15 protein-coding genes are annotated in these 20,642 nt (G+C 33.0%); 4 read left to right on the top strand and 11 right to left on the bottom strand.

Going from position 1 to position 20,642, the window contains the following annotated elements:
* Positions 1–141 precede the first annotated feature (141 nt).
* A complete protein-coding gene (gene dprA / locus JKP71_RS02220) occupies positions 142–987 on the bottom strand; it encodes a DNA-processing protein DprA (RefSeq protein WP_075525843.1) in 846 nt (281 codons plus the stop codon).
* Between the two features lie 98 nt (positions 988–1,085).
* Positions 1,086–1,793, bottom strand: a complete 708-nt coding sequence (gene budA, locus JKP71_RS02215; RefSeq protein ID WP_234446097.1) for an acetolactate decarboxylase — start codon at positions 1,791–1,793, stop codon at positions 1,086–1,088.
* Positions 1,794–1,994: 201 nt separating this feature from the next.
* On the opposite strand from budA, the gene trhO reads away from it, so the two are divergent.
* A complete protein-coding gene (gene trhO / locus JKP71_RS02210; RefSeq protein ID WP_200406871.1) occupies positions 1,995–2,954 on the top strand; it encodes an oxygen-dependent tRNA uridine(34) hydroxylase TrhO in 960 nt (319 codons plus the stop codon).
* 75 nt (positions 2,955–3,029) lie between these two features.
* Here trhO and rnr read toward each other — a convergent pair whose 3' ends face one another.
* A complete protein-coding gene (gene rnr, locus JKP71_RS02205; protein ID WP_200406870.1) occupies positions 3,030–5,027 on the bottom strand; it encodes a ribonuclease R in 1,998 nt (665 codons plus the stop codon).
* 229 nt (positions 5,028–5,256) lie between these two features.
* On the opposite strand from rnr, the gene JKP71_RS02200 reads away from it, so the two are divergent.
* The 3 genes from JKP71_RS02200 to JKP71_RS02190 all read left to right on the top strand — a co-directional run bounded on the left by JKP71_RS02200 (position 5,257) and on the right by JKP71_RS02190 (position 7,628).
* Entirely contained in the window at positions 5,257–5,844 is a 588-nt protein-coding gene (locus tag JKP71_RS02200; protein ID WP_200406869.1) for a TetR/AcrR family transcriptional regulator, read from the top strand.
* A gap of 87 nt (positions 5,845–5,931) precedes the next feature.
* Positions 5,932–6,597: an NAD(P)H-dependent oxidoreductase gene (locus JKP71_RS02195; RefSeq protein ID WP_200406868.1), complete on the top strand. Its 666-nt coding sequence runs from the start codon at positions 5,932–5,934 to the stop codon at positions 6,595–6,597.
* A 26-nt stretch (positions 6,598–6,623) separates the two neighbouring features.
* The gene (locus tag JKP71_RS02190) at positions 6,624–7,628 is read left to right on the top strand and encodes a zinc-binding alcohol dehydrogenase family protein (protein ID WP_200406867.1); all 1,005 of its coding nucleotides are present in this window, start codon (positions 6,624–6,626) and stop codon (positions 7,626–7,628) included.
* A gap of 380 nt (positions 7,629–8,008) precedes the next feature.
* Here the strand turns inward: JKP71_RS02190 and JKP71_RS02185 are convergent, their stop codons facing one another.
* The 8 genes from JKP71_RS02185 to JKP71_RS02150 all read right to left on the bottom strand — a co-directional run bounded on the left by JKP71_RS02185 (position 8,009) and on the right by JKP71_RS02150 (position 20,610).
* The gene (locus JKP71_RS02185; RefSeq protein WP_200406866.1) at positions 8,009–8,944 is read right to left on the bottom strand and encodes a toll/interleukin-1 receptor domain-containing protein; all 936 of its coding nucleotides are present in this window, start codon (positions 8,942–8,944) and stop codon (positions 8,009–8,011) included.
* 280 nt (positions 8,945–9,224) lie between these two features.
* Entirely contained in the window at positions 9,225–10,733 is a 1,509-nt protein-coding gene (locus tag JKP71_RS02180) for a UvrD-helicase domain-containing protein (protein ID WP_200406865.1), read from the bottom strand.
* Positions 10,724–12,442 carry an ATP-dependent nuclease gene (locus JKP71_RS02175; RefSeq protein WP_200406864.1) on the bottom strand — a complete coding sequence of 573 codons (1,719 nt, stop codon included), beginning with the start codon at positions 12,440–12,442 and terminating at the stop codon, positions 10,724–10,726. The genes JKP71_RS02180 and JKP71_RS02175 overlap by 10 nt, the downstream gene beginning before the upstream one ends.
* Positions 12,443–12,546: 104 nt before the next feature.
* Positions 12,547–12,855 (bottom strand): nucleotidyl transferase AbiEii/AbiGii toxin family protein, encoded by a 309-nt coding sequence (locus tag JKP71_RS02170; RefSeq protein WP_200406863.1) that lies wholly within the window; start codon positions 12,853–12,855, stop codon positions 12,547–12,549.
* Between the two features lie 105 nt (positions 12,856–12,960).
* Positions 12,961–13,227, bottom strand: a complete 267-nt coding sequence (locus tag JKP71_RS02165; RefSeq protein WP_200406862.1) for a type IV toxin-antitoxin system AbiEi family antitoxin domain-containing protein — start codon at positions 13,225–13,227, stop codon at positions 12,961–12,963.
* A 139-nt stretch (positions 13,228–13,366) separates the two neighbouring features.
* Complete coding sequence (locus JKP71_RS02160; RefSeq protein ID WP_200406861.1) at positions 13,367–13,855, bottom strand: hypothetical protein; 489 nt, start codon at positions 13,853–13,855, stop codon at positions 13,367–13,369.
* 419 nt (positions 13,856–14,274) lie between these two features.
* Complete coding sequence (gene avs4, locus JKP71_RS02155) at positions 14,275–18,969, bottom strand: AVAST type 4 anti-phage nuclease Avs4 (protein ID WP_200406860.1); 4,695 nt, start codon at positions 18,967–18,969, stop codon at positions 14,275–14,277.
* A 288-nt stretch (positions 18,970–19,257) separates the two neighbouring features.
* A complete protein-coding gene (locus JKP71_RS02150) occupies positions 19,258–20,610 on the bottom strand; it encodes a tyrosine-type recombinase/integrase (RefSeq protein WP_200406859.1) in 1,353 nt (450 codons plus the stop codon).
* Between the last annotated feature and the right edge of the window lie 32 nt (positions 20,611–20,642).

The raw sequence follows: 20,642 nt of genomic DNA, 5'->3' as shown, positions 1-20,642 counted from the left end.
TTCATTTTAATGATACCCTCCAATAATAAATGCTTTTAAGCAATATGTCAAGCTATTTCATTTTCTTATAGGAAAAGCCGATATTTATGTGATTAAATAGTAAGCCTTTTAATCCTTATAATATAAGGGGTTTTATTGCTTTTATTGGTAAATATATTCTTCTAAAATATCTTGTGCCTGATAGACTAATTTTGCTCCTTGTTGAATAAGATGGTGGCAACCATCAGATTGTCCATCTAAGATGTTACCTGGTACTGAGAAAACATCTCTCCCTTCTTCCATTGCTCTTTCACATGTGATTAAACTGCCACTGCGCAACTTAGCTTCAATAACGACCACGCCACGTGCAAGTCCAGCAATAATACGATTGCGCTCTGGGAAATGATATTTAAGTGGTTTTTCGCCTGGAGCATACTCTGAAATCACAAGTTGATGATGTGCGAGATAGGTTTGTATTTTACGATTTTCACTAGGATAGAATACATCTAAACCAGTTCCTATTACAGCGATAGTTGGAGTATGTGTTTGAATGGCTGAAAGATGGCTTATGGTATCAACACCGCGAGCAAGGCCACTGACAATTGTAAAAGTTTGATGAAGCTCCCCAATAAGTTTTTGAACTGTTTTTAAGCCCTGAGAACTTGAAGTTCGGCTGCCAACGAATGCCAGCTTAGGGTTCCTCAGAAGAGAAAGATCCCCTTGATAGAATAAAAGTACTGGTGGGTTATAGATTTCTCGTAATCGCTCTGGATAATCTTTGTCAAGAATTGAAAGAGAATTGAATTGCTTATATTTCTCTCTTAAAACTTTTGTATCTTGAGATTTGTATCGTTCGATAAAATCAGCAACAGATCTTACTTGTGCAACCTGAGCCATGCGCCGTAAGCTTAACTTGTCAGGATTTTGCTGATAAAATTTCAGCAACTTATTTACCCCAAGATTAGTCATGCCTGCAGTCTTCCAGCGAAATAAATCAAAATTTGTAATCATAGATACCTCCATTAAAGCTTCTTAAGAGTTATATACGAAAAAAATAGAAAAATGTCACTAAAAAGTACTGACAGAGTTGTCAGTACTTTTATAGATTATTCAGCCTCAGTAATATCTGCTCTAAGTTTATCAAGATCAAGTTGTGCCTCAAGAAAGTTTCGATTTTCGGTTGGGAAACTTTGGAGGAGTTGGTCGATCTTACCAATTTCAACATTACCAGAAAATCCTTCAAAATCGATGATATGTCCTCCAAATTGTTTATCCTGGCTAAGAAAATGGAGATGATAACCAGCTACACTAACTCCATGGAAGAGTTCGGGTGTCCAAAAACCTACGATTGTGCCGGTAATTTTCTTTTCCGTATATTCGGGTTGTCGAGCAGCAATTTCGACAAAAGGTTCACCTTCTTTACCCCCTGGGGACATCCGTACATGCATGCTATCAAAGCTTCCTTCCAATTTTATAGCATGGAACAAATTTTTGCTTGAGAACTGGGTTTCAATTGCAGTCAGTAATTCTGAATTAATCGTATTTTCCACTTTAAATGATAAAATCTTAGTAAAAGGAGTCACAGCACCATAAGGTGCTGTTTCCGATCCAGTTAGTTTACTGACCGTGTTGTCAGCACGTGCTTGATAAGCTTCACCGTCTAAAATGATTACTTCTCCTGTAATGCCAGCGAGCGTGCCAATCCCAAAATCACCGTGTTCTAGTAATTCTGAAATAGTAATACTTCCTTCATAGAGTCCAGACATTAAAGCAGCTAAACTACTATGATGGAACATTTTTGTAGTTTTATCTATCAAATTTTTTCTCCCTATCTTCGTGTCAGTAGCTGACAGAAGTTTCTATCCGTTTCTTTATCTATTTTATCACAAAGTTTTATTAAGCAAGTAGGATGGATTTGTTAAATAAGACACAAGCAAGTTTTTTGCTTTTATAGCTTATTAAATGGTTAAATTATATTGGATTATAATGTAATCAATAAATTTAAGGAGCTCTCTATGACTCAGGATTATCGAGTTTTACTATATTATCAATATGTCCCCATTGAAGACGGAGAAAATTTTGCCAAAAAACACCTCTCAGAATGTAAATCATTAGGTTTAAAAGGACGCATTTTAGTTGCTGACGAAGGTATTAACGGAACTGTTTCTGGTACTGTCGATCAAACAAATGCTTACATGGAACTGATGAAAAATGACCCTCGCTTTAGCTCAATAATTTTTAAAATTGATGAAGCCGAGCAAAATGCTTTTAAGAAAATGCATGTCCGTTATCGCCCTGAATTAGTCAATTTAAGTTTAGAAGATGACGTCAATCCCTTGGAACTTACTGGGGCTTATCTTGATCCAAAAGAGTTTCGTGAGGCCATGCTTGACGAAAATACAGTAGTGATTGATGCACGAAATGATTATGAATTTGACTTAGGACATTTTCGTGACGCCATTCGTCCAGAAATAAGAAGTTTTAGAGAACTTCCTCAATGGATTCGAGATAACAAAGAACAATTCATGGAAAAACGTGTTTTAACCTACTGTACTGGTGGAATACGTTGTGAAAAATTTTCAGGATGGCTCGTTCGTGAAGGTTTCAAAGACGTTGGTCAACTTCACGGAGGAATTGCCACATACGGAAAAGATCCAGAAGTTCAAGGCGATCTCTGGGACGGACAAATGTATGTTTTTGATAGCCGAATAGCAGTTCCAATCAACCAAAAAGAACATGTTATTGTCGGACGTGATTGGTTTGATGGCAGTCCGTGTGAACGTTACATCAATTGCGGAAATCCAGAATGTAACAGACAAATTTTAGCTTCAGAGGAAAACGAAGCAAAATATCTTGGTGCTTGTTCACATGAATGTCGAGTTCATCCCAATAACCGTTACATCAAAGCCCACCAACTATCAAATCAAGAAGTTCAAGAACGTCTTGCGCTCCTTGAAAAAGAGTTAGCATCATAAAACAAAAAGTCTATTATTCTTTAATAGACTTTTTATTTTAATTAAGTGCTTGATTTAAAGACTTTCGAGTATGTTTTAATCCTCTATAATTTGTTCAAAATCAACAGTTCCTTTACGCTTGTTCGCCGCAAGAACGCGAATTTTGATTTCTTGTCCCGCTTGATACACTTTACCTGATTTTTTTCCGGTAAAAGTATTCGTTTCTTCATCGAATTCTAAATCTTCTGTAGTTCCTGTGTGGAGATTGAGTACACGAATTAATCCTTCAATCGTATTATCTAAGGCTACAAAAACACCAAATTTCTGAACACTTGTGATAATTCCTGTGTAGACTTCACCAATATGATCCGTCATGTATTCTGCTTTCTTCATCGCATCAACAAGCCTTTCAGTGACCACTGCGCGATGCTCCATGTCTGAAGAATGTTTTGCTATTTCTGGTAAGCGTTCTTTCCATTCTTCTTTGGTACGATTAGAATGATCGGAAGGATATAAATGCAAAAGACGATGTACAACTAAGTCTGGATAACGTCGAATAGGACTGGTAAAATGCGTGTAATTTGCAGCAGCAAGTCCATAGTGCTTGGTATTTTTTTCAGAGTAAACGGCAGTGGACATTGTATGACGAAGCTGATAGGTCAAGGCTTTTTCAAAGTTAGTTCCTTGAATTTCATCTGCAAAATAATTGACGGCTTCATGAGAATTAGAGGAAAGTGAAAACCCTGCTTCTGCTGCTGTTTCCATAAGTTTCGCAAAAGCTTTTTCTTTAGGTTTATCATGAACACGATACAGGGAAGGTAATTTTTTCTTTTGAAAATCAAGAGCGACGGTCTCATTAGCCATCAACATGAAAGATTCGATCATACGCTCAGCTGTATCTCGATCGCGTTTGATAATTTCTATCGGGTGCCCTTTTTCATCTAAAATGATTTTTGCTTCACTCTCATCAAACTCGATCATTCCTCTATCTTTTCTCATGCCTTCAAGAATATCGTGAAGTTCGACAGCTGCGTTTATTGAATCAACGATTTTTGAGTAACTTTCTAGGGCTTCTCGGTGTCCTTCACGCCCTTGGTGAATCATCTTATTCACGTTAGAATAAGTCATGCGATACGTCGTTTTTATATAAGATGGTGATATTTTATAATTAACAACTTTCCCTTTTTCATCAATTTCCATCACACAAGACAACGTTAAGCGTTCTTGCGCTTCATTAAGTGAACACAAATCGTTAGAAAGTTTAACAGGTAGCATTGGAACAACTCTATCGGTCACATAGACAGAGGTGGCGCGTGAATAAGCTTCCTTATCTAGCGGAGAGCCATCTTTTACATAATGACTGACATCGGCAATATGCACCCCTAATTCAAAATGGCCATTTATTAATTTTTTGACGTGAATTGCATCATCCAAATCTTTTGAGTCTTCCCCATCAATGGTATAAGTAATCTCCGCACGATAGTCCTCACGTCCCACTAAATCATCAGCGGTTAATTGCTCAGAAAATGCCTCTGCTTCTGCTAACGCTTCTTCAGAAAATTCTTGTGGAATCTTCATAGCACAGAGTACTTCTAAGATATCGAGTCCTACCTCACCTTTGTGTCCTATAATTTGAGTGATTTTACCTTCAAAAGCTTTAAGATCAGTAGGATATTGAGTAATCTTAACGCCGACTACATCTTCTTCTAATACACCTACCAAGGGTTGTGTGATGTAAAGTGTATCAGAAATGCGATCATTGAAGAGCTCAATTCTTCCTTTATAACCTAAGGTTTTGACTTGTCGATTTGATAAAGCACGATATGTTCCTACCGTCTCAACGACTGCTCGCTCATTGATTTTTGTAATTTGCCCACTCGCGCCACGCTTATCCGACTTAGGGTGGATGACCTTAACAGTCACATGATCTCCGTCCATCGCAAATTTAGTGTCGTTTTTTCCGATATAGATGTCGTTTGATTTATCCGTTTCTCCATCTGGATGTACAAAACCGAATCCCTTAGGATGCTTGGAAAATATCCCCTTACTTTCTGTCTGATTAAGTGCTGATGCTAATTCTGATAGCTGAACCATATCTATTCTTTTCCTCCAACTGTTTCATTCTATCATAACATAATCTATAAACAATAATCGACTCCTAAGTAAGTTATTTTGAACCACCTAAATTTTTCAAATTAATAATCAGAGTTCAAATATATTTTCAGAGGATTAAGGAATTATAAATAAAAACTATTGCAATATATCATTGTTTTTGCTATTATTAGAATGAACGTTCTAATAAATGAAGAAAGGAGACAATATTTTGGCTAGAGCGAAAACATTTGACTACGAGGAAATCCTAGATAAAGCAACTACCATATTCTTAGAAAAGGGTTACGATAATACTTCTTTTCAAGATTTGGTTGATCACTTAGGGATACATCGCCGAAGCATCTATGATACCTATGGTGACAAAAAAGAACTGTACTTAAAATCATTAAAAAAGTATGCGCGTTTTGTCAATCAAAATTACTTTTCACTTCTTAAAGATAGCATGACCATTACAGAAAAGTTCGAGACGATTTTTAATTACTCTGCTTTTCCTAAAAAAGATTGTCCTAAAGGATGTCTATTTGTTAATTCTGCTACCGAGTTGGCCATGCGGGATAAAGAAATTTCAATTTTAGTGGAACAATTCTTTGAAGAGACGAAACGCTTTTTTGAACATTTACTGTCTATGGCTCAAGAAAAAAAAGAGCTTGCCCCAGAAACTGATATTTATACTTTGGCAAGTTATCTAAATAATGCTTTAATAGGAATACGTGTACTGGTCAGATGCTCTCCCGCTGAGAAAGAACTAACCAACATTATAAGTACTACATTATCTGTTCTAAAAGTTAATCATAATTAATTAATGTGTATCCATAGTTATTTTAAATGGATATTATTATTTTGATTATTTTAGAACAAACATTCTAAAAAAGGAAATAAAATAAAAATGGAACAAGAGCAATTAAGAACAATGATCCTTCAAGCTCATAAAAACCGCTTTGCAACAAAGAAGTTCGACCCCACTCAACCAATTGATGAGAAAGATTGGACTGCTATACTCGAAAGTGCAAGATTATCTCCCAGCTCTTTTGGGTATGAACCATGGAAATTTTTGGTGATTGAAAATAAAGAAATGAAAAACGACTTGAAATCAATTGCTTGGGGAGCTGTTAACAGTCTGGAAGGAGCTGATAAATTCGTTATCGCTTTAGCCAAAAAAGATATTGTCTATAACAGCCCTCACGTGCAACATATTGTGAAAGATATTTTAGGATTGCCCTACTCTGAAACTTCACCTCAAAGCCAGTTCTTTAAAAAATTTCAAGAATCAGACTTCAAACTCACGGATAAAAGTTCTTTATTCAATTGGGCGGTTAAACAAACTTATATTCCACTCGCTAATATGATGACGACCGCTTCTTTTCTTGGAGTTGATAGCTGTCCTATCGAAGGTTTTAACATTGATCTGGTTGAGAAATACCTTTCTGAAAAAGGCCTGATTGACTTAAAAGAAGTTGGTGTGGCATATATGGTTGGTTTTGGACATCGTGCAATGGATGTACCCATCAAAAAAAGACAAGCCATTGAAGAAATTGTCGAAATTATAAAATAACTAAAAAAAGTTTGAGGGAGAATTAAATGAAAGCATACGGACCACTATCAAAAAATAGAGATACATTTATTGAGTTTGAGGCTGAACTCCCAGCTTTAAGACCACATGATTTATTGGTAAAAGTAGAGGGTATTTCCGTCAACCCAATAGATACTAAGATAAGACAAGGTATTAAGGGTAACTTATCTTCACCTCAAATTTTAGGTTGGGATGGGGTAGGAAAAGTTGTAGAGACGGGCTCAGAAGTGTCGTTATTTAAGGTGGGAGATGCTGTTTTCTGGGCCGGAGATGTGACTAGGGATGGTTCTAATGCTGAGTATGAGGCTGTTGATGAACGAGTAGTAGGATTTGCACCTAAAAATATTTCTTTAGAGCATGCCGCTGCAATGCCTCTAACCAGCCTTACAGCTTACGAACTGCTGTTTGAAAAATTACAAATCTCTGAGAAAGACAATAATAAATCTATCCTTATTATTAATGGCGCTGGAGGAGTTGGTTCTGTAGCCACTCAAATGGCCAGAAATACTGGTTTAACTGTCATTGCTACTGCTTCTAATCCACAAGCTATTCATTGGGTAAAAGACTTAGGAGCAGATTTTACTGTAAATCACCATGAGGATTTGATTAAACAAGTGCGAGATCTAGGCTTTCAAAATGTTGATTATATCTTGATTTTAAATGCGGTGGATCAACATATTGCTGCAGTAAGTGAGTTGATCGCCCCTCAAGGTCATATTGCTAATATTGTACAACCTAAAGGTCCATTAAACTTAGAAAAACTTGCTCATAAATCAGCTTCTTTTAGTTTCGAGTGGATGTATACAAAGGTTGTATCTAATACCTCGGACTTGATCTCTCAACATGATGCCCTTAATAAAATTTCAAAATGGCTAGATGAAGGAATATTAAAATCAACAATGACTGCAAACATTGGGGAAATTAATGCAGAAAATCTTAAAAAAGCCCACTTACAAATTGAAAACAATAGAACAATAGGCAAGATCGTTCTGACGAATTCTAATCCTTCATAAACTTTGTAAGTTTCCTAAGGATATAATCTTAAAAAAATAAAAAACCTTGGACAAAAATAGCGTTCAGGTTTTTTTAAAAAAAATGAGTCTAGAATATTTATTTATCAATAAAATTCCTCAGGTAATATTAAATTTGTTTCTGATTGCTATTAAATCAACATTTGTACGCTCTTAATCATCCCTTTTTGGTGAAAGATAATGAAATGAGCGTGGCTTTTTGGCAAGTATAAGCAAGTTAATTTTGAAATTTGGTGGAGGCATGCTCTTCCTAAATTTACTAGAAGTTTCTGAAACTAGTTTATCTTAACCAAAATTTTATCGAACAATTGTTCCAAGTCCTTGGTATCTGAATGAATAGTTTTAATTGTTAAACAACTTGTTCAAAAAATTATATCGTCAACCGCTTTTGTTACTCTTTCTCTAAAATCTTTTTCTCTTTGTTCCTCAACCTGTTTTTCTTTCTTAGCTTTCAATAATTCTGAACGAAATGATTTATTTGCTTCAGCAATCGCTAAAAGCAACGTGTCCTTATGATAATCTTTAACTTCCTCTAATGTTGTTCCTTTAAGCCAAATAATATCTCTGCTTATTGAAGCAATGTTAGAACGATGCATTGTTGTGAATCTAGGTGGATTATTCCAATAGTGTAAAAAATATTCCGACCATCTATGTTTAGGACTGTAATTCAATTGAAAGGGTATACTGTAAAGCGCTGAACCTCTTGTACCATCATTTTTAGGAGAAGTAACTTTTTCCGAGATAATTCCTTCTATAAAAATATTGTGAAAATTGATTTCATCATCAACTTCAATGTTTTCTTGAGAAATATTCATAATTTTTGCAATTGTTTCTCTTGGATTTTTTATTGGTTTTGATGGATTAATTTTATAACCATGAATTAATGTTAACAATTTGGCAAATTCTTTATCTTCAAATCCTTTACCTAAGTCTACTCCAGTTAAACTAACCATCATCTTAGGAAGAACGTTTTCAAATCCACCGCGAACAACAGGAATAACCCTTGCTGATTTATTTTTTATTTTATCGGCAATCATTCTTCCTTCATAACCACTCCCACCATCTCGGTTATCAAGTTTCTTTTTATACTCTTTTGAGCAAATAGCAAGAATAGTACTAGCAGAATCGACAGCAATTTCCATAAATTGATTAATATCATCACCAAATTCAAGAGAGTTTTGATCATAGGTAACATTAATCTGATTTAATTCTAATTCATTTGCTAAAGATTGTACCCATTGTTTATGTTCTTCGCTGTCTCCAGAGTACAGAATTGTTACATTTTTATCATTTTCCATAGTGTCTCCTCAACCTTATCAAAAACTATTTATCTATGTGCAGAAATATACTGAACTAATGATAAATCTTCATGAATCATAGCTTAATTCATAAACTACAGTTTTTGTACATTATTTATGTCGGTATAGCAATCAAGTCATCGTATATATCACTTGTACTTGTGTTATTTTCTGTTTTTATATTTGTCATATTATAAGGGGGATTTATTATAAAATACTTAAAGTTTTTTCCTTCGGAAATTAAATTTGAAGCAGTCAAACCCAAGGACTAATTGGCTCATCAACTTATAATAGTAACTAAACTTTCCAAAGTTAATCCACTTTGTTCTAACCTTTTAGCAATATTTTGATGGAATAGCCTTGTTCCATAGTTTCCTTTGATACTAATAAAAATTAGTTTACTTTTTGCCCTTGTTGTTGCTACATAATGGTTATAGAAACTTACCTCATCTCGCAAATTATAATCTTCTACAAACAGGATAACCTGATCAAATTGCAACCCCTTTGAAGAATGAAATGTCATCGTCCTATGTTTGATATCTTCTAACTTAAAAGCATCAATATATCTATCTGTAGAAATAGTTTCATAAAGAGCCGATAAGTCCTTAGGCTGAGCTCCATATCCTAAGAACCTAGCTAGATCTGAAACTTTTTCTTTAAATTGATTTTCTTCAGCAATATTGTTCTTTATCCCCCGTAGATATCTCTCCAACTTCCTTTTAATCCTTGAATCTTCTTCTGTTCCTGAAGGAATGTCATAGATAAAATCAAAAACTGAATAGGTATCGATAAGCAAAAACTGTGCTATTGCATAGTAGAGCCACGCTGTGTCATTCGAAATATCTTCAATTGGAGATTTAGGAATAAATTTGAAATTCATATCATGGTCGCACAAAATATTAGCATTATTTTCCGCATTTGCATTAGAAAATCTCAATAAAGCGGAAGATTTATCTTTATCCCAAAAATTTTTGATTTTTTGAATCCAATCTTGTTCCGTACAATTTAACAAAATAATATTCTCTAAACTGGTTTGTTCATCATAAAGTTTGGAAGTCTCTTCAAAAAGTAGATTTGAGTAATTTTGAATCTGTTTATTTGAACGAAAGTTATCTCCCATAAAAATACTTTTAAAATTGCTTTTAGTCAAAATATTCTTAAATGCTTCCGGTCTAGCGCCTCTCCAAGTATACAAGGATTGCTTGTCATCGCCAACAATAAATAAGTCAATATTCAGCGAATCTGTCAAATACATGAAAAAACCATTCATTGCCGTATCGCAGTCTTGATATTCGTCGACATAAATTTTGAAATATTTGGATTGCAGATATAGCCGCGCTACTTCTGATTTTTTAAGTATTTTTAAAGCCAATTCGAAAATAAAATTCTTATTGTTATCCTTATAACTTCCTAAAGTACAGTTTTCAGAAATGTAAGTCAGCCCTTCTTCATAATTATCAAATTTTAGACTGTAGTCGGTCGTCATCTCACAATCAAATTGTACACTATAGGCGTCTTTCATAAACGGTTTAATAACTTCTTCAATAGCAAAACTATTATTAGTAGCAATAAAATGTCCTGTAGTATCAACAGATAGCCTTTCTTGTATTTCTCGTGCTGCTTTGATTGTAAAAGTGATTGCCGCAATGACACGATGGCTCTCATTTTCCTCAATCTCTTTAGCAATTTTTGCGACCATCGTATGCGTTTTTCCAGTTCCCGCACTTGCTCTTACAATTAAATTTCCCACAGCATCAACAATTTCTTTCTGAGTTCCTGTTAATTCCATTCTACCAAATCCTTTAGACAAGCAAAATTATAATCATCGTATACTTTTCGGCAATCTTCATCAGTCAATTTCTCAACAAGCTCAACCATGTGATTATTTTTAGCCGCTTGTAGATAAGTAACCGGATTTTTTCTATCGAGATACTCAACAAGATTTTCATGGAGAACCTCATCTAGGTCATTTTCTAAATCAACTTTTGATAAATAAACATGAGAGTTCTTCCTTATGTCATTTAGTAGTGGAAGATTTTGTTTAAGATTATAAAGCTGCCTTCGATACCCGACAGATTTGTCAATAAATTCTTCCTTAGTGTCAGGAAGAGGAGTAATTGTCCAGTCTATACCAAGCGTTCCATTAACTAGATTATTAACTCTGGAAAATCCAAGGGCATGGTGACCGCTGTTTGCTCGCCATTGGATATCATTATCAGTTTTAATGACACAATGAATCCCCAACATTTTCAACATAGGTCGATAGTTTTTGAACCCTATGCCATTAACTGAAAGGATATACATTCCGTTAACTTCATAATATGGTTTGATTACTGAAAGAACTTTATCAAATAAAAGCTGTTCAGAGGGTCCTTCTACTAACAAAACCCTATTCGCAAAAATTGCTTCCGCAAGTAAGCGGTTAAGCATTTTCTTATTATCTTGAAAGTCAGAAGGTACATTATAAAAAGCACTCTTGCTTGTCACTCTCCTCTCGGCAAAAATTCGCACCAAAGTGACTTTGTTCATTTCATACAAAATATAAGGAGAATGAGTAGAAACAAATAAATACGGATACCCTTCAGAATTACCAAACAGAATCTGAGATAACTCTATCTGTAAAGATTTATGAAGATTATTTTCAGGTTCCTCTACAAGAAATAAATTTATTTTTTTATCTGCTTCTTGCTCCGCTAAAAGTGTAAATAAAGAGTACACAACAAGCTTCTTTCTGCCTTCGCCTGCCGTTGGATAAATGTTATCATCGTCTTTTTTCTTCATGTAAGGGACAATATTAGAATAGAGACCCTTTACTGCAATTTCAGATTTAATTGAAATTGAGATGTTTTCATCATTGAATTTTTGGTAAGCAGGGGTTATCTTCGATTCAAAATCTGAAACTCCAGAAAGGCTTGAAATCTTTTCGTTCAGTTCATCTACAATAGAATTTATAGAGTCATTGATAGCCTTGTCGTCCTCTGTATCACTTTGGATAAACTTCTTGATGTTTCGTTTAAAAAGAACATCCATATCAACATAAGAATCTATATAAAAAACATTAAATACGTCATCAATATCAAAACGGGTTCCTCTAGGTTTGATTTCCTGAAGATTTTCTTTATCTCCACCCCAAAACAATTCAGCAACTCCGACCATTTCAGAATTATCATATTCCGCTAGTAACCGTATGTATATCAAGTCTTGCCCAGATAAAATTGATCCCCTAAGCCTCGCACGCAATTTAGAACTGTCCTCATTATTATCACTGATATCAACGGTAACCAAAATCTCAATTGGGGTTTCCGTTTTCTTCTCAAAATAGTCTGAGTCTATGAAGTCATTCCTACGAGTATCTCTGTCAAAAACAAATCTTAAAGCTGTCAGAAGGTTTGTTTTTCCGACATCGTTGAGTCCGAAAAATACATTTTTATTTGATAGGTCAATGCTTATATCTTCAAAACTTCTGAAGTTTTTAACCTGTAGCGATTTAAATTCCATAATTTTATTTCTTCCTTTTATCTTACTAAAACGTGTTTAAAAAACTCCCCTGCCTTTTAAGAAACAATCCCAAGCTCATGAGTTCATCACTTTATCAATAATCTTTAATACCGAATCAACCACTTCATTAAAAGACAAATCTTTAGCATAGTTATATTCACGCTGATACTTTTCCCATAACGATGCTGAACTTGAGAATTCTTGAGTTGTTCTACTATAGCAAGATAATTATCCAGCTGAAAATACGACTCTCGCTTGGTCATTGTATTATTCAAAGCAGTAGTTAATATAGTGAAATTGATTTCATTCCATCTTAGTTTTGAAATCATATAGACTTCATAGAAATCACGCGTTCTTGTTGAGGTAACACCACGCGCTAATACAGTTTCAGCTTTCAGCCATGATTGTTTCAATCGGATATGGCAACAAAGATAGTTTGTCATCGGTAAAAAGACGATTGATACTGAACTCAATTTCCCTCGGTGTGATAGCTTCTCCGGTCGTTACATCAATCAATACTAGTTCAAGGATTCTCTCAAAATCAGCATATAATTTGAGTTAAAATCCCAGATAATCATCTGTTTCTCGGATTTCACTAACATTATAAAAGGATCGGTGTATCCTTCATCCATCACGTAAATCCCACGCTGAACAGGGAAAAGAATTTTTTCATTCACCATATTAATCAAAACTGCTCTTGGAATTTTTGCTTCTGTAACTTGCTTTGTCAATACAATACCATTATTCTTTTTTGAAATCTCTAAAATTTTCTCTTTATTGGTCATATAATTACCAACTTTCGTGCTAAAACAACACCTATATTTTAGCTCGAAAGTTATATATCAAAATAACTTTGTATTACTGCTATCAATATCGACATTGACAATTAATAGACAATTCTTTAAGAACATGACTCTTATATCACTATGAAGAAATTTTTTCAAAATAAATATATTTTGGCTTGTTGATCCAAAGTTCTTTAAATATAAAGGTCATATTCGTATTTTTATCAGCTACTTTTTCATAGAATTTTAGCTTTCCATACACTGCAAGATTATATTTTCCACTTTGTAAATTTTTCAATTTGTTATAAACTGAAAATTTTTTTGGAGTAATCAGTAAATCAAAAATATATTTATAGTCTCCCTTAATGTTTATATTATTAAGGTTTTTTACTCTAATCTTTAAAATTCCTTTATCCTGGATAATCTCCATAAATATTTTTCCAAAATAATACTTATACTCCTCTTCTGTAAATATATCCAAGGAACCATTACGCCAACCGATTTTCTGCTGTGATATTTTCCTAGTTTTTCCTTGTTTTGTTGATTGAAAAATCGCTACAATTGCTGTTACTACCGTAATTCCTGCAAAAACCATATTTCCAACCGTACTATATCCTAATTTTGTCATTAATCTTTGTTAGCTAGTCTATTAATATAATTATATCACTCTGCTTTCTCATTTACCTTTTTCATCAAATATCACAATTCTAACTTCAAAATAAAAAGTGTTAGTCCTCACTTTTTATTACAGTAAGCTATAGCACTTTTTGATTATTATTCTAACGCTCATTTGGTGAATTTTTAGTTTTAATTTTGATTTATTGGGAACTGTTCCCACCATTATTCTTAGAAAAACTCATCTTCTTTGTAATAACAAAATAACATGGGATTATAATTATTGTTTAACATTTGTGTTATAGAGTATTTTATCGAAATTTATAAGCTAATATTTTTCATAAAAAAGACCATAAGTCGATTATTCATATGCTACATCAAATTTATTATCTTAGCCTCTATTATTCATTTTCGAACTAATTCTATTGATAATTACAAAATATTCTCTCTTAGCAAATATCCTGTAACAGATCCATTTTCTATCAAGAAATTTAGCAGTACAAGAATGCTTGACTTGATTTCAGGAGTTTTCTTTAATTTATCTCGATACTTAAATATAAATTTTTTGCAAAATTCTTCAAGAAGATAAATCGTTCCTTTCTCCAAATTCTCTGATATTAAACAATCACTTTTCAAAATTGAAGAAATCCAATAAACTCCTTCCAACAAATAAACCTGACCTACGCTATTTAAAATACGTAAAAAAGAAAATAAAATAGCAGGTGTTAAATCAAATTCTCGTATTACGTTTTTAAAGAATCCTTTCCCTCTCATGCCAAATCCTGACCAACTACTCGCATCTTTATTCCAAAATATTTCTGCAAAAAGGTAACTATGAACTACTTTAGGAAGGAAATAGTCATTTTTATACTGATTGTTCAAATTCAATATCTTTTCATAAAACATTTCCCAAACATTCCAAAACGTATCTCCTGATTGAAGTCTATCTTCCACATAGATAAAATTTTGTAATAAATCAGCAGTAATTTCATTTGAAGAAATTCGTTTCAAAAAAGGGTCTAGTAAATCTGACAATTTTTCCTCTGGTAACATTAATACCGTTTCTGGATATCTCTGTTTAAAATACAGTTTGTCAAAATAAAAATTAGTTGTCGAATATTCCCCGTTATTATAAAGTTTATCAAGAAAAACTTCTTGAACATCTCTTATAAGCTCATAAATAGGTTGAGATAAAAATTTGGAGTTTATCATTCTATAAATTGTTGATAAATATTCCAGATTATCACTTTCCAACACAAATTTATTTGGTATATCAATCTGATTCACTATCACTTTATCGATAAATTCCTCTTGAGATTCCACAAAACTTTTTAATTGTTCAAATTGATTAATTTGTACACTTTCAAAATCATATAGATTATTTTGGGAAGGCATTTTTTCTGTATTTAATTTAGGTTTTAGTATGATATAGCTTGTAAGAATAGAGTCAGCAGTTTCTTTATCAAGCCTCCATAAGGATTCTCTTATAGCATCTGCTGCTAACCCAGACATACGAACATCATTTCTTATAGCTTTAGAATACAATAGTCCAACTATCAATACCATTTTAGCTTCATTACTAAATTTTTGCACATCCTTTATAATAATTGGAAGTGCTCTAATTGCAACTTCAACACCTTCTCCAAAATAAGCAGTTCTGTTATCATTAAAAGGAATTAATGAGTGCTCTAAAATAACTCTTGCACAGAATTCTCTGTTTTCTTGTGTCAGCTCATTGATATAATTCTCCATAAGCGCAACACTAACATTTGCCGGCATAGATTTAAAGATTAAATGTCGTCCTTCATCCATTTCTTCAATATCCTCAAGAAACTCTTGGATTCTTTGAACTGCTAAATTGGGATTATTATCAAATTCACTAGCTTCTCTATCAGAATATTTACCATCAATTAAGTTTTTAGCCCAATTGCTTAATAGCAAATATTTGTTCACCTGAGCATTAGTTTTTTCTAAATATAAATTATAAGCTTCACTATACTCTTTTAAATCTGGTTCCAACTCAGGGTTGAAATTAATTAGAAATCCCTGATGATGTTGTTCAACTTCTGGAGACATCTTTCTTCGATCCATCCTAGATAAAGACATCCGCCAATCTCTATCATCAATTCCTGGACGGACTGATAGTTCTTCATAAAAGGTATCAAATATGCCAAAAATTTTCTTTTGTCTTCTATCAGCCTCTTCTTCTGACACATTTTCTGCTCTGAAAAATTGATATGTCAATGCTTGAAATTCTAAATCATTTTTTCGATGCTCTAACGCATTGTTAGCTTTTCTGTACTCATCGTGTATCTGACTTGTCACAAATTCCATAGGAAATTCATGATTTGTTAAGTCAAAAATTTTTCTTTCATGATCTAAAAGGAAAAATTCTTTTGTTCGAAACAATATTTCAGCAACATTGAATAACTCAACTGGATGAGCTAAAACTACACTAGTTACTACAGCCGAAATAGCAACAGATTTTGACATTTTTAGAATTTCTATTAGATTGTTTTCAAAAATTTCTAAATTAGTTTCTTCATAAGTGTCCAATAAATATTTTTCCAAGGCCATCAAAATTGATGAAAAAACATATGGTACGTTGGAGTTTCCTCTAAACGCATTCCATAGTGTTGAGCTTGAAATTTGAGTGTACGATTTTCCTCTGATTAGTACCTCTATTTTCTTTTTATCATTAGTATTTGCTATTTCAAAATAAAACTCAGAACTTGTATTTATAAAATCAATTATAAAATGCATGGTATCACTAAAATCATATGCTAATAACCAATAAATTGGTGTTTGATATGCACTTGCTGGAAAATAATTATGTTGTGTTGTTGAATTGATTCCAAACTCATTTTTCTCTGAATCAAATGGCATGAGGAACTCGTCAGAAACTTGCTTAGAATCATCTGACCAAACTATTTTCAAAAATGCTAAAATTTTCTTAGGAACTGCCGCATATACTGGAATAGAATCCATCGGTGTATTTACAATTTTATATATCAAATCATAGTAAGGGGTCTCTGATTTACTCCACTTATTTTTGACAATATCAGCCAAAATATCAGATATTTCTTTTCTTATTTCGACACTACCATCCAAAATTATCTGTGTGAGTTCAGCTTTTATGTCTGAAAGTTTGTAATCGCTCTTCATTGAGATAAATAATTCTTGGTAATTTCGTAACGCAAAACTTGCACATTTCCTTGTTATATCACCCCTTTTATTTTTAGTTGTCCAATCTTTAAGAACAGGAACAATAAGTTTTAAATCCTCTAGCTCAAACTCTTTTTGATGCTTATCAATAAAACTGATAACTGATTTCCACCCATGACCCATGGGTACCGTAAAAAGATACTGTGCTGAAACAGAATTTACTTTCTCTTTAAATCTTTCTGCAGTTTTAAAGTCAATCTCCTTACAGGCAATCCTTATTAAAAATAAAACTCTTTTAAATAAAGAAAAATCATTTTTGCTTAACAGTCTGGCCATAGACTTAAAAAATAAATCTGAAGAATCTGACAACAAAATAGATACTAGAATCTCATCTTTCCAAAACTGAGGTATTTTTTCATCATAAATCGCATCATCTATAAAATTTCCTAAAGAATTTTCTGAATCTATTTCAATTGTCATCCATTTTCTAAAACTTCTTCTCATAGATAATGACTCACCAATATTCACAAAAAATTCTGGATAACTTTTCTTGTTTGAAAATTCATTAGAAATAATTTTTTCAAGTCCCCATTCTTCGTAGATATCATGAGTAATAAAATATTTATCAGCTTCACTTCCAAGAATACCATCATCCAATAGTCCTGTAATGGATTCATCTACATGGTCTATCTTCACAAAAAATTGTCCAGAGTCTGCTCTTTTCTTTGCAATTTCAATAAAAACTTTTTCTCGATTTGGCTTCCCTTTTTTGACAACTTTATCCCATAATCTTGTCTTAAATTTTTTCAAATTAAGCCCATTATCTGAATCATGCAACTTCAAATATTCGTTTAAATAGAATGGATTCCTGATAAGACCCAAAACTTTCTCATCTCTGGGTAAGTTAAAATTATGCATCTCAGATAAGCTTAATAATTCTTGTTTGGTTGAAGTAGGTATATTAATTTGAACAGGATTCACATTGTGTTGTTCAATGAAATGAATGATTAAATCATTTACATAACTACTACGTATTGTAAAAATAATTGTCCAACCATTCTTCTTCATGAGTGAAATAAATTCTTTGAATGGTTCAGGATTCTTTATATCCAACAACTTTTCCGCCGAATCAATTACTACTAATTTCTCACTTTCAATCTCATGAGCCTTTATAAAACCATACATATCATAATCTTTAAAAAGTGAATTAATATTTGGAATTTCAAATTCGGAAGCTTTAAAAATATAAAATGGTTGCTCATCATTAGTTTCTTCATATATCTCTTTAATGATAGCAGTCTTACCGCTTCCACCTTCACCAGAAAGAACTATCATTTTTTGATTATTCACTTCATCAATTAACTTTTCCTTCACTTTATTTCTATCAAATCGAATAATTTGTTCATCAAAAATAATCGATGAAGCAATTTCTTCAAGAATCGACTGCGAATGAAACTCAAGGTCATTAATCAAATCAAATGCACTCTTTTCAAAACTAAAAAAATATTTTGCAATTTCTTGATTATTGATAGCCACTTCTGGTGAATCAAAATAACTTGCTGTACGCCATTCAAGTTGGATACCAAGTTCCTTCGCTTTTTCTTCAATTTCAATCTTTGCTGCAGTATCACTTTTTCCTTTACTAGGGCTTTGCCCCCACTCTTCATTTGTATAAAAGATTAAGTGATTTAATTTGGGATATTTTTCACTACACGTATCTAAGGTGTCTAGCATTTCTCTCTTGTTTGAAGACAAAGTCGTTTCATAAAATTTTGCTTGCCATCCAATAACATTTTGATTTTCTATTATAGGATCCGTTTCAATTCCTGCTTGATTTTTGTATCTAAATATACCTTTTTCTTTTTTATATTCTATACAAAATAATATGTAACAAAGCCATTCAAAATTTTCTCTATAATTTTCAAATTTCGCTTTAAATATATTCCAATCTGATTTAATCATATACTTCCTCAGCTTTCTTTAAATAAATTATACCATTTTTAAGAATTAGAAAATAACTTTATTGAGAATATCAACAATTTGAAAAAACATCTTTTCTACAGTCTTGAAATCTTCCAATAATAAATGATTATTGGAAGATTTTTGCTCGAATCATTAACTTAACAATGGGGCGAGTATACGCAACATACAAAAATTATTGGGATTCTAGGATTACTACAATAGAAATTTATGTTGAAGTGTTAATCTAAAAAGAAAAGACTTTGCCAAATTTTTGGCAAAGTCTTTAAATTAATCTTCTAAAAATTGAGATCCAATCATGATTTTTTTCAGATCCTCTTCTTCATTTTTTCTCATATCCTTAGTCACTTGCTGATAGATTTCAAGTGTCGTTTTAGAATCTTTGTGTCCCACTCGGTCCATGATTTCTTTCAACTGCCAGCCGCGTTCCGCAAGCATTGAGATATGCGTATAGCGAAAAACGTGGGAAGTGATGTGCTTAGTAAACTTTGGATAGCGTTCTTTGATCATATCATCAATGCTTCCTCCCTTACGAGAAGTTTTATTATTGAAAAATCCCGTAAATAAATTAGGTGTAATCGGTGTTCCCATATTATTTTGGAAAAGATAATTCGTAAAGATAAAGCCTCTAAGGGGATACCAGTAACTTGAATCTTTATCAAGCATCATGATTTTAACATATTCTTGTCGCTCTTTATTTTTTTCTATCCGTCTTTTGATAATTTCCATACAGATTGGGTTTAACACAACTGTTCTCTTAGAACTTAAAGTTTTTGTCCCACCTGTCTGAAATTCTTCTTTTTTTAGGCCTTGTGAAATCAAATTTTTTCGAACATAAACACAATTATTTTCAAAATCAACATCATCTACAGTTAAAGCTCCTAATTCACCAATTCTTAACCCTGTATGTAATAGGAAGACTGCAGAGTCAAAATAAAATTCAACTCTTGAATTCTCACGAGTGGTTATCTCATAAAGCACCTCAAGCATCCAGTCAATTTCTTCCCCCTCTAAAAATTTGAATCGCTTTTTTTCATAAGTCATCTCAAGACGCTCTTTAGGCACTTTCAAATTCAGATATTGCATAGGTGAGGCTTCTAAAATTTCATTAATCACTCCAAATCCAAAAATTTGTTTTAAAATATTCCTAACCTTAGAAAGCGTACTTGAGGAGAGTGGCTCCCCAGTCTGAACTGCCTTCTCACCTCTTGTGAATTCATTCCACCTCTCTTGGATATACAAAGGGGAAATTAGGGTAAGTAAGATATCATCTGAAATCATCCGTGGAATAACTGTAGCCATAATGGAACGAACGGTCCTAGTTGACTGAGGCTTGACAGTTAATGACCAGCTATCAAACCATTTTTCTTTCAATTGTCCAAAATTTTGCACCCCACCAGTCTTGATGATGATCTCTTTTTTGATAACTGTATCAACTTTAGACACCAACAATCGTATTGCAGTCTTTTCATTTGAAATTTTGTAGGTTTCCCAATTCACGGAAACTTTTCTTTTTTTCCCAGTAATTGGATCCATAAAATGCGCATATGACTTGTATGGTTTTTTATCCTCACCATACTCATTTGTAAACTTTAAATCTTTAAAATTCACTTCAAATTCCATATATTATCCCTAGCTCTAACTCAATTGAATGT

Source organism: Lactococcus taiwanensis, assembly GCF_014905395.1.
In the GTDB taxonomy this organism is placed as follows: domain Bacteria; phylum Bacillota; class Bacilli; order Lactobacillales; family Streptococcaceae; genus Lactococcus; species Lactococcus taiwanensis.
The sequence above is the reverse complement of the archived record's forward strand: the minus strand, read 5'-3'. Positions and strand labels throughout refer to the sequence as shown.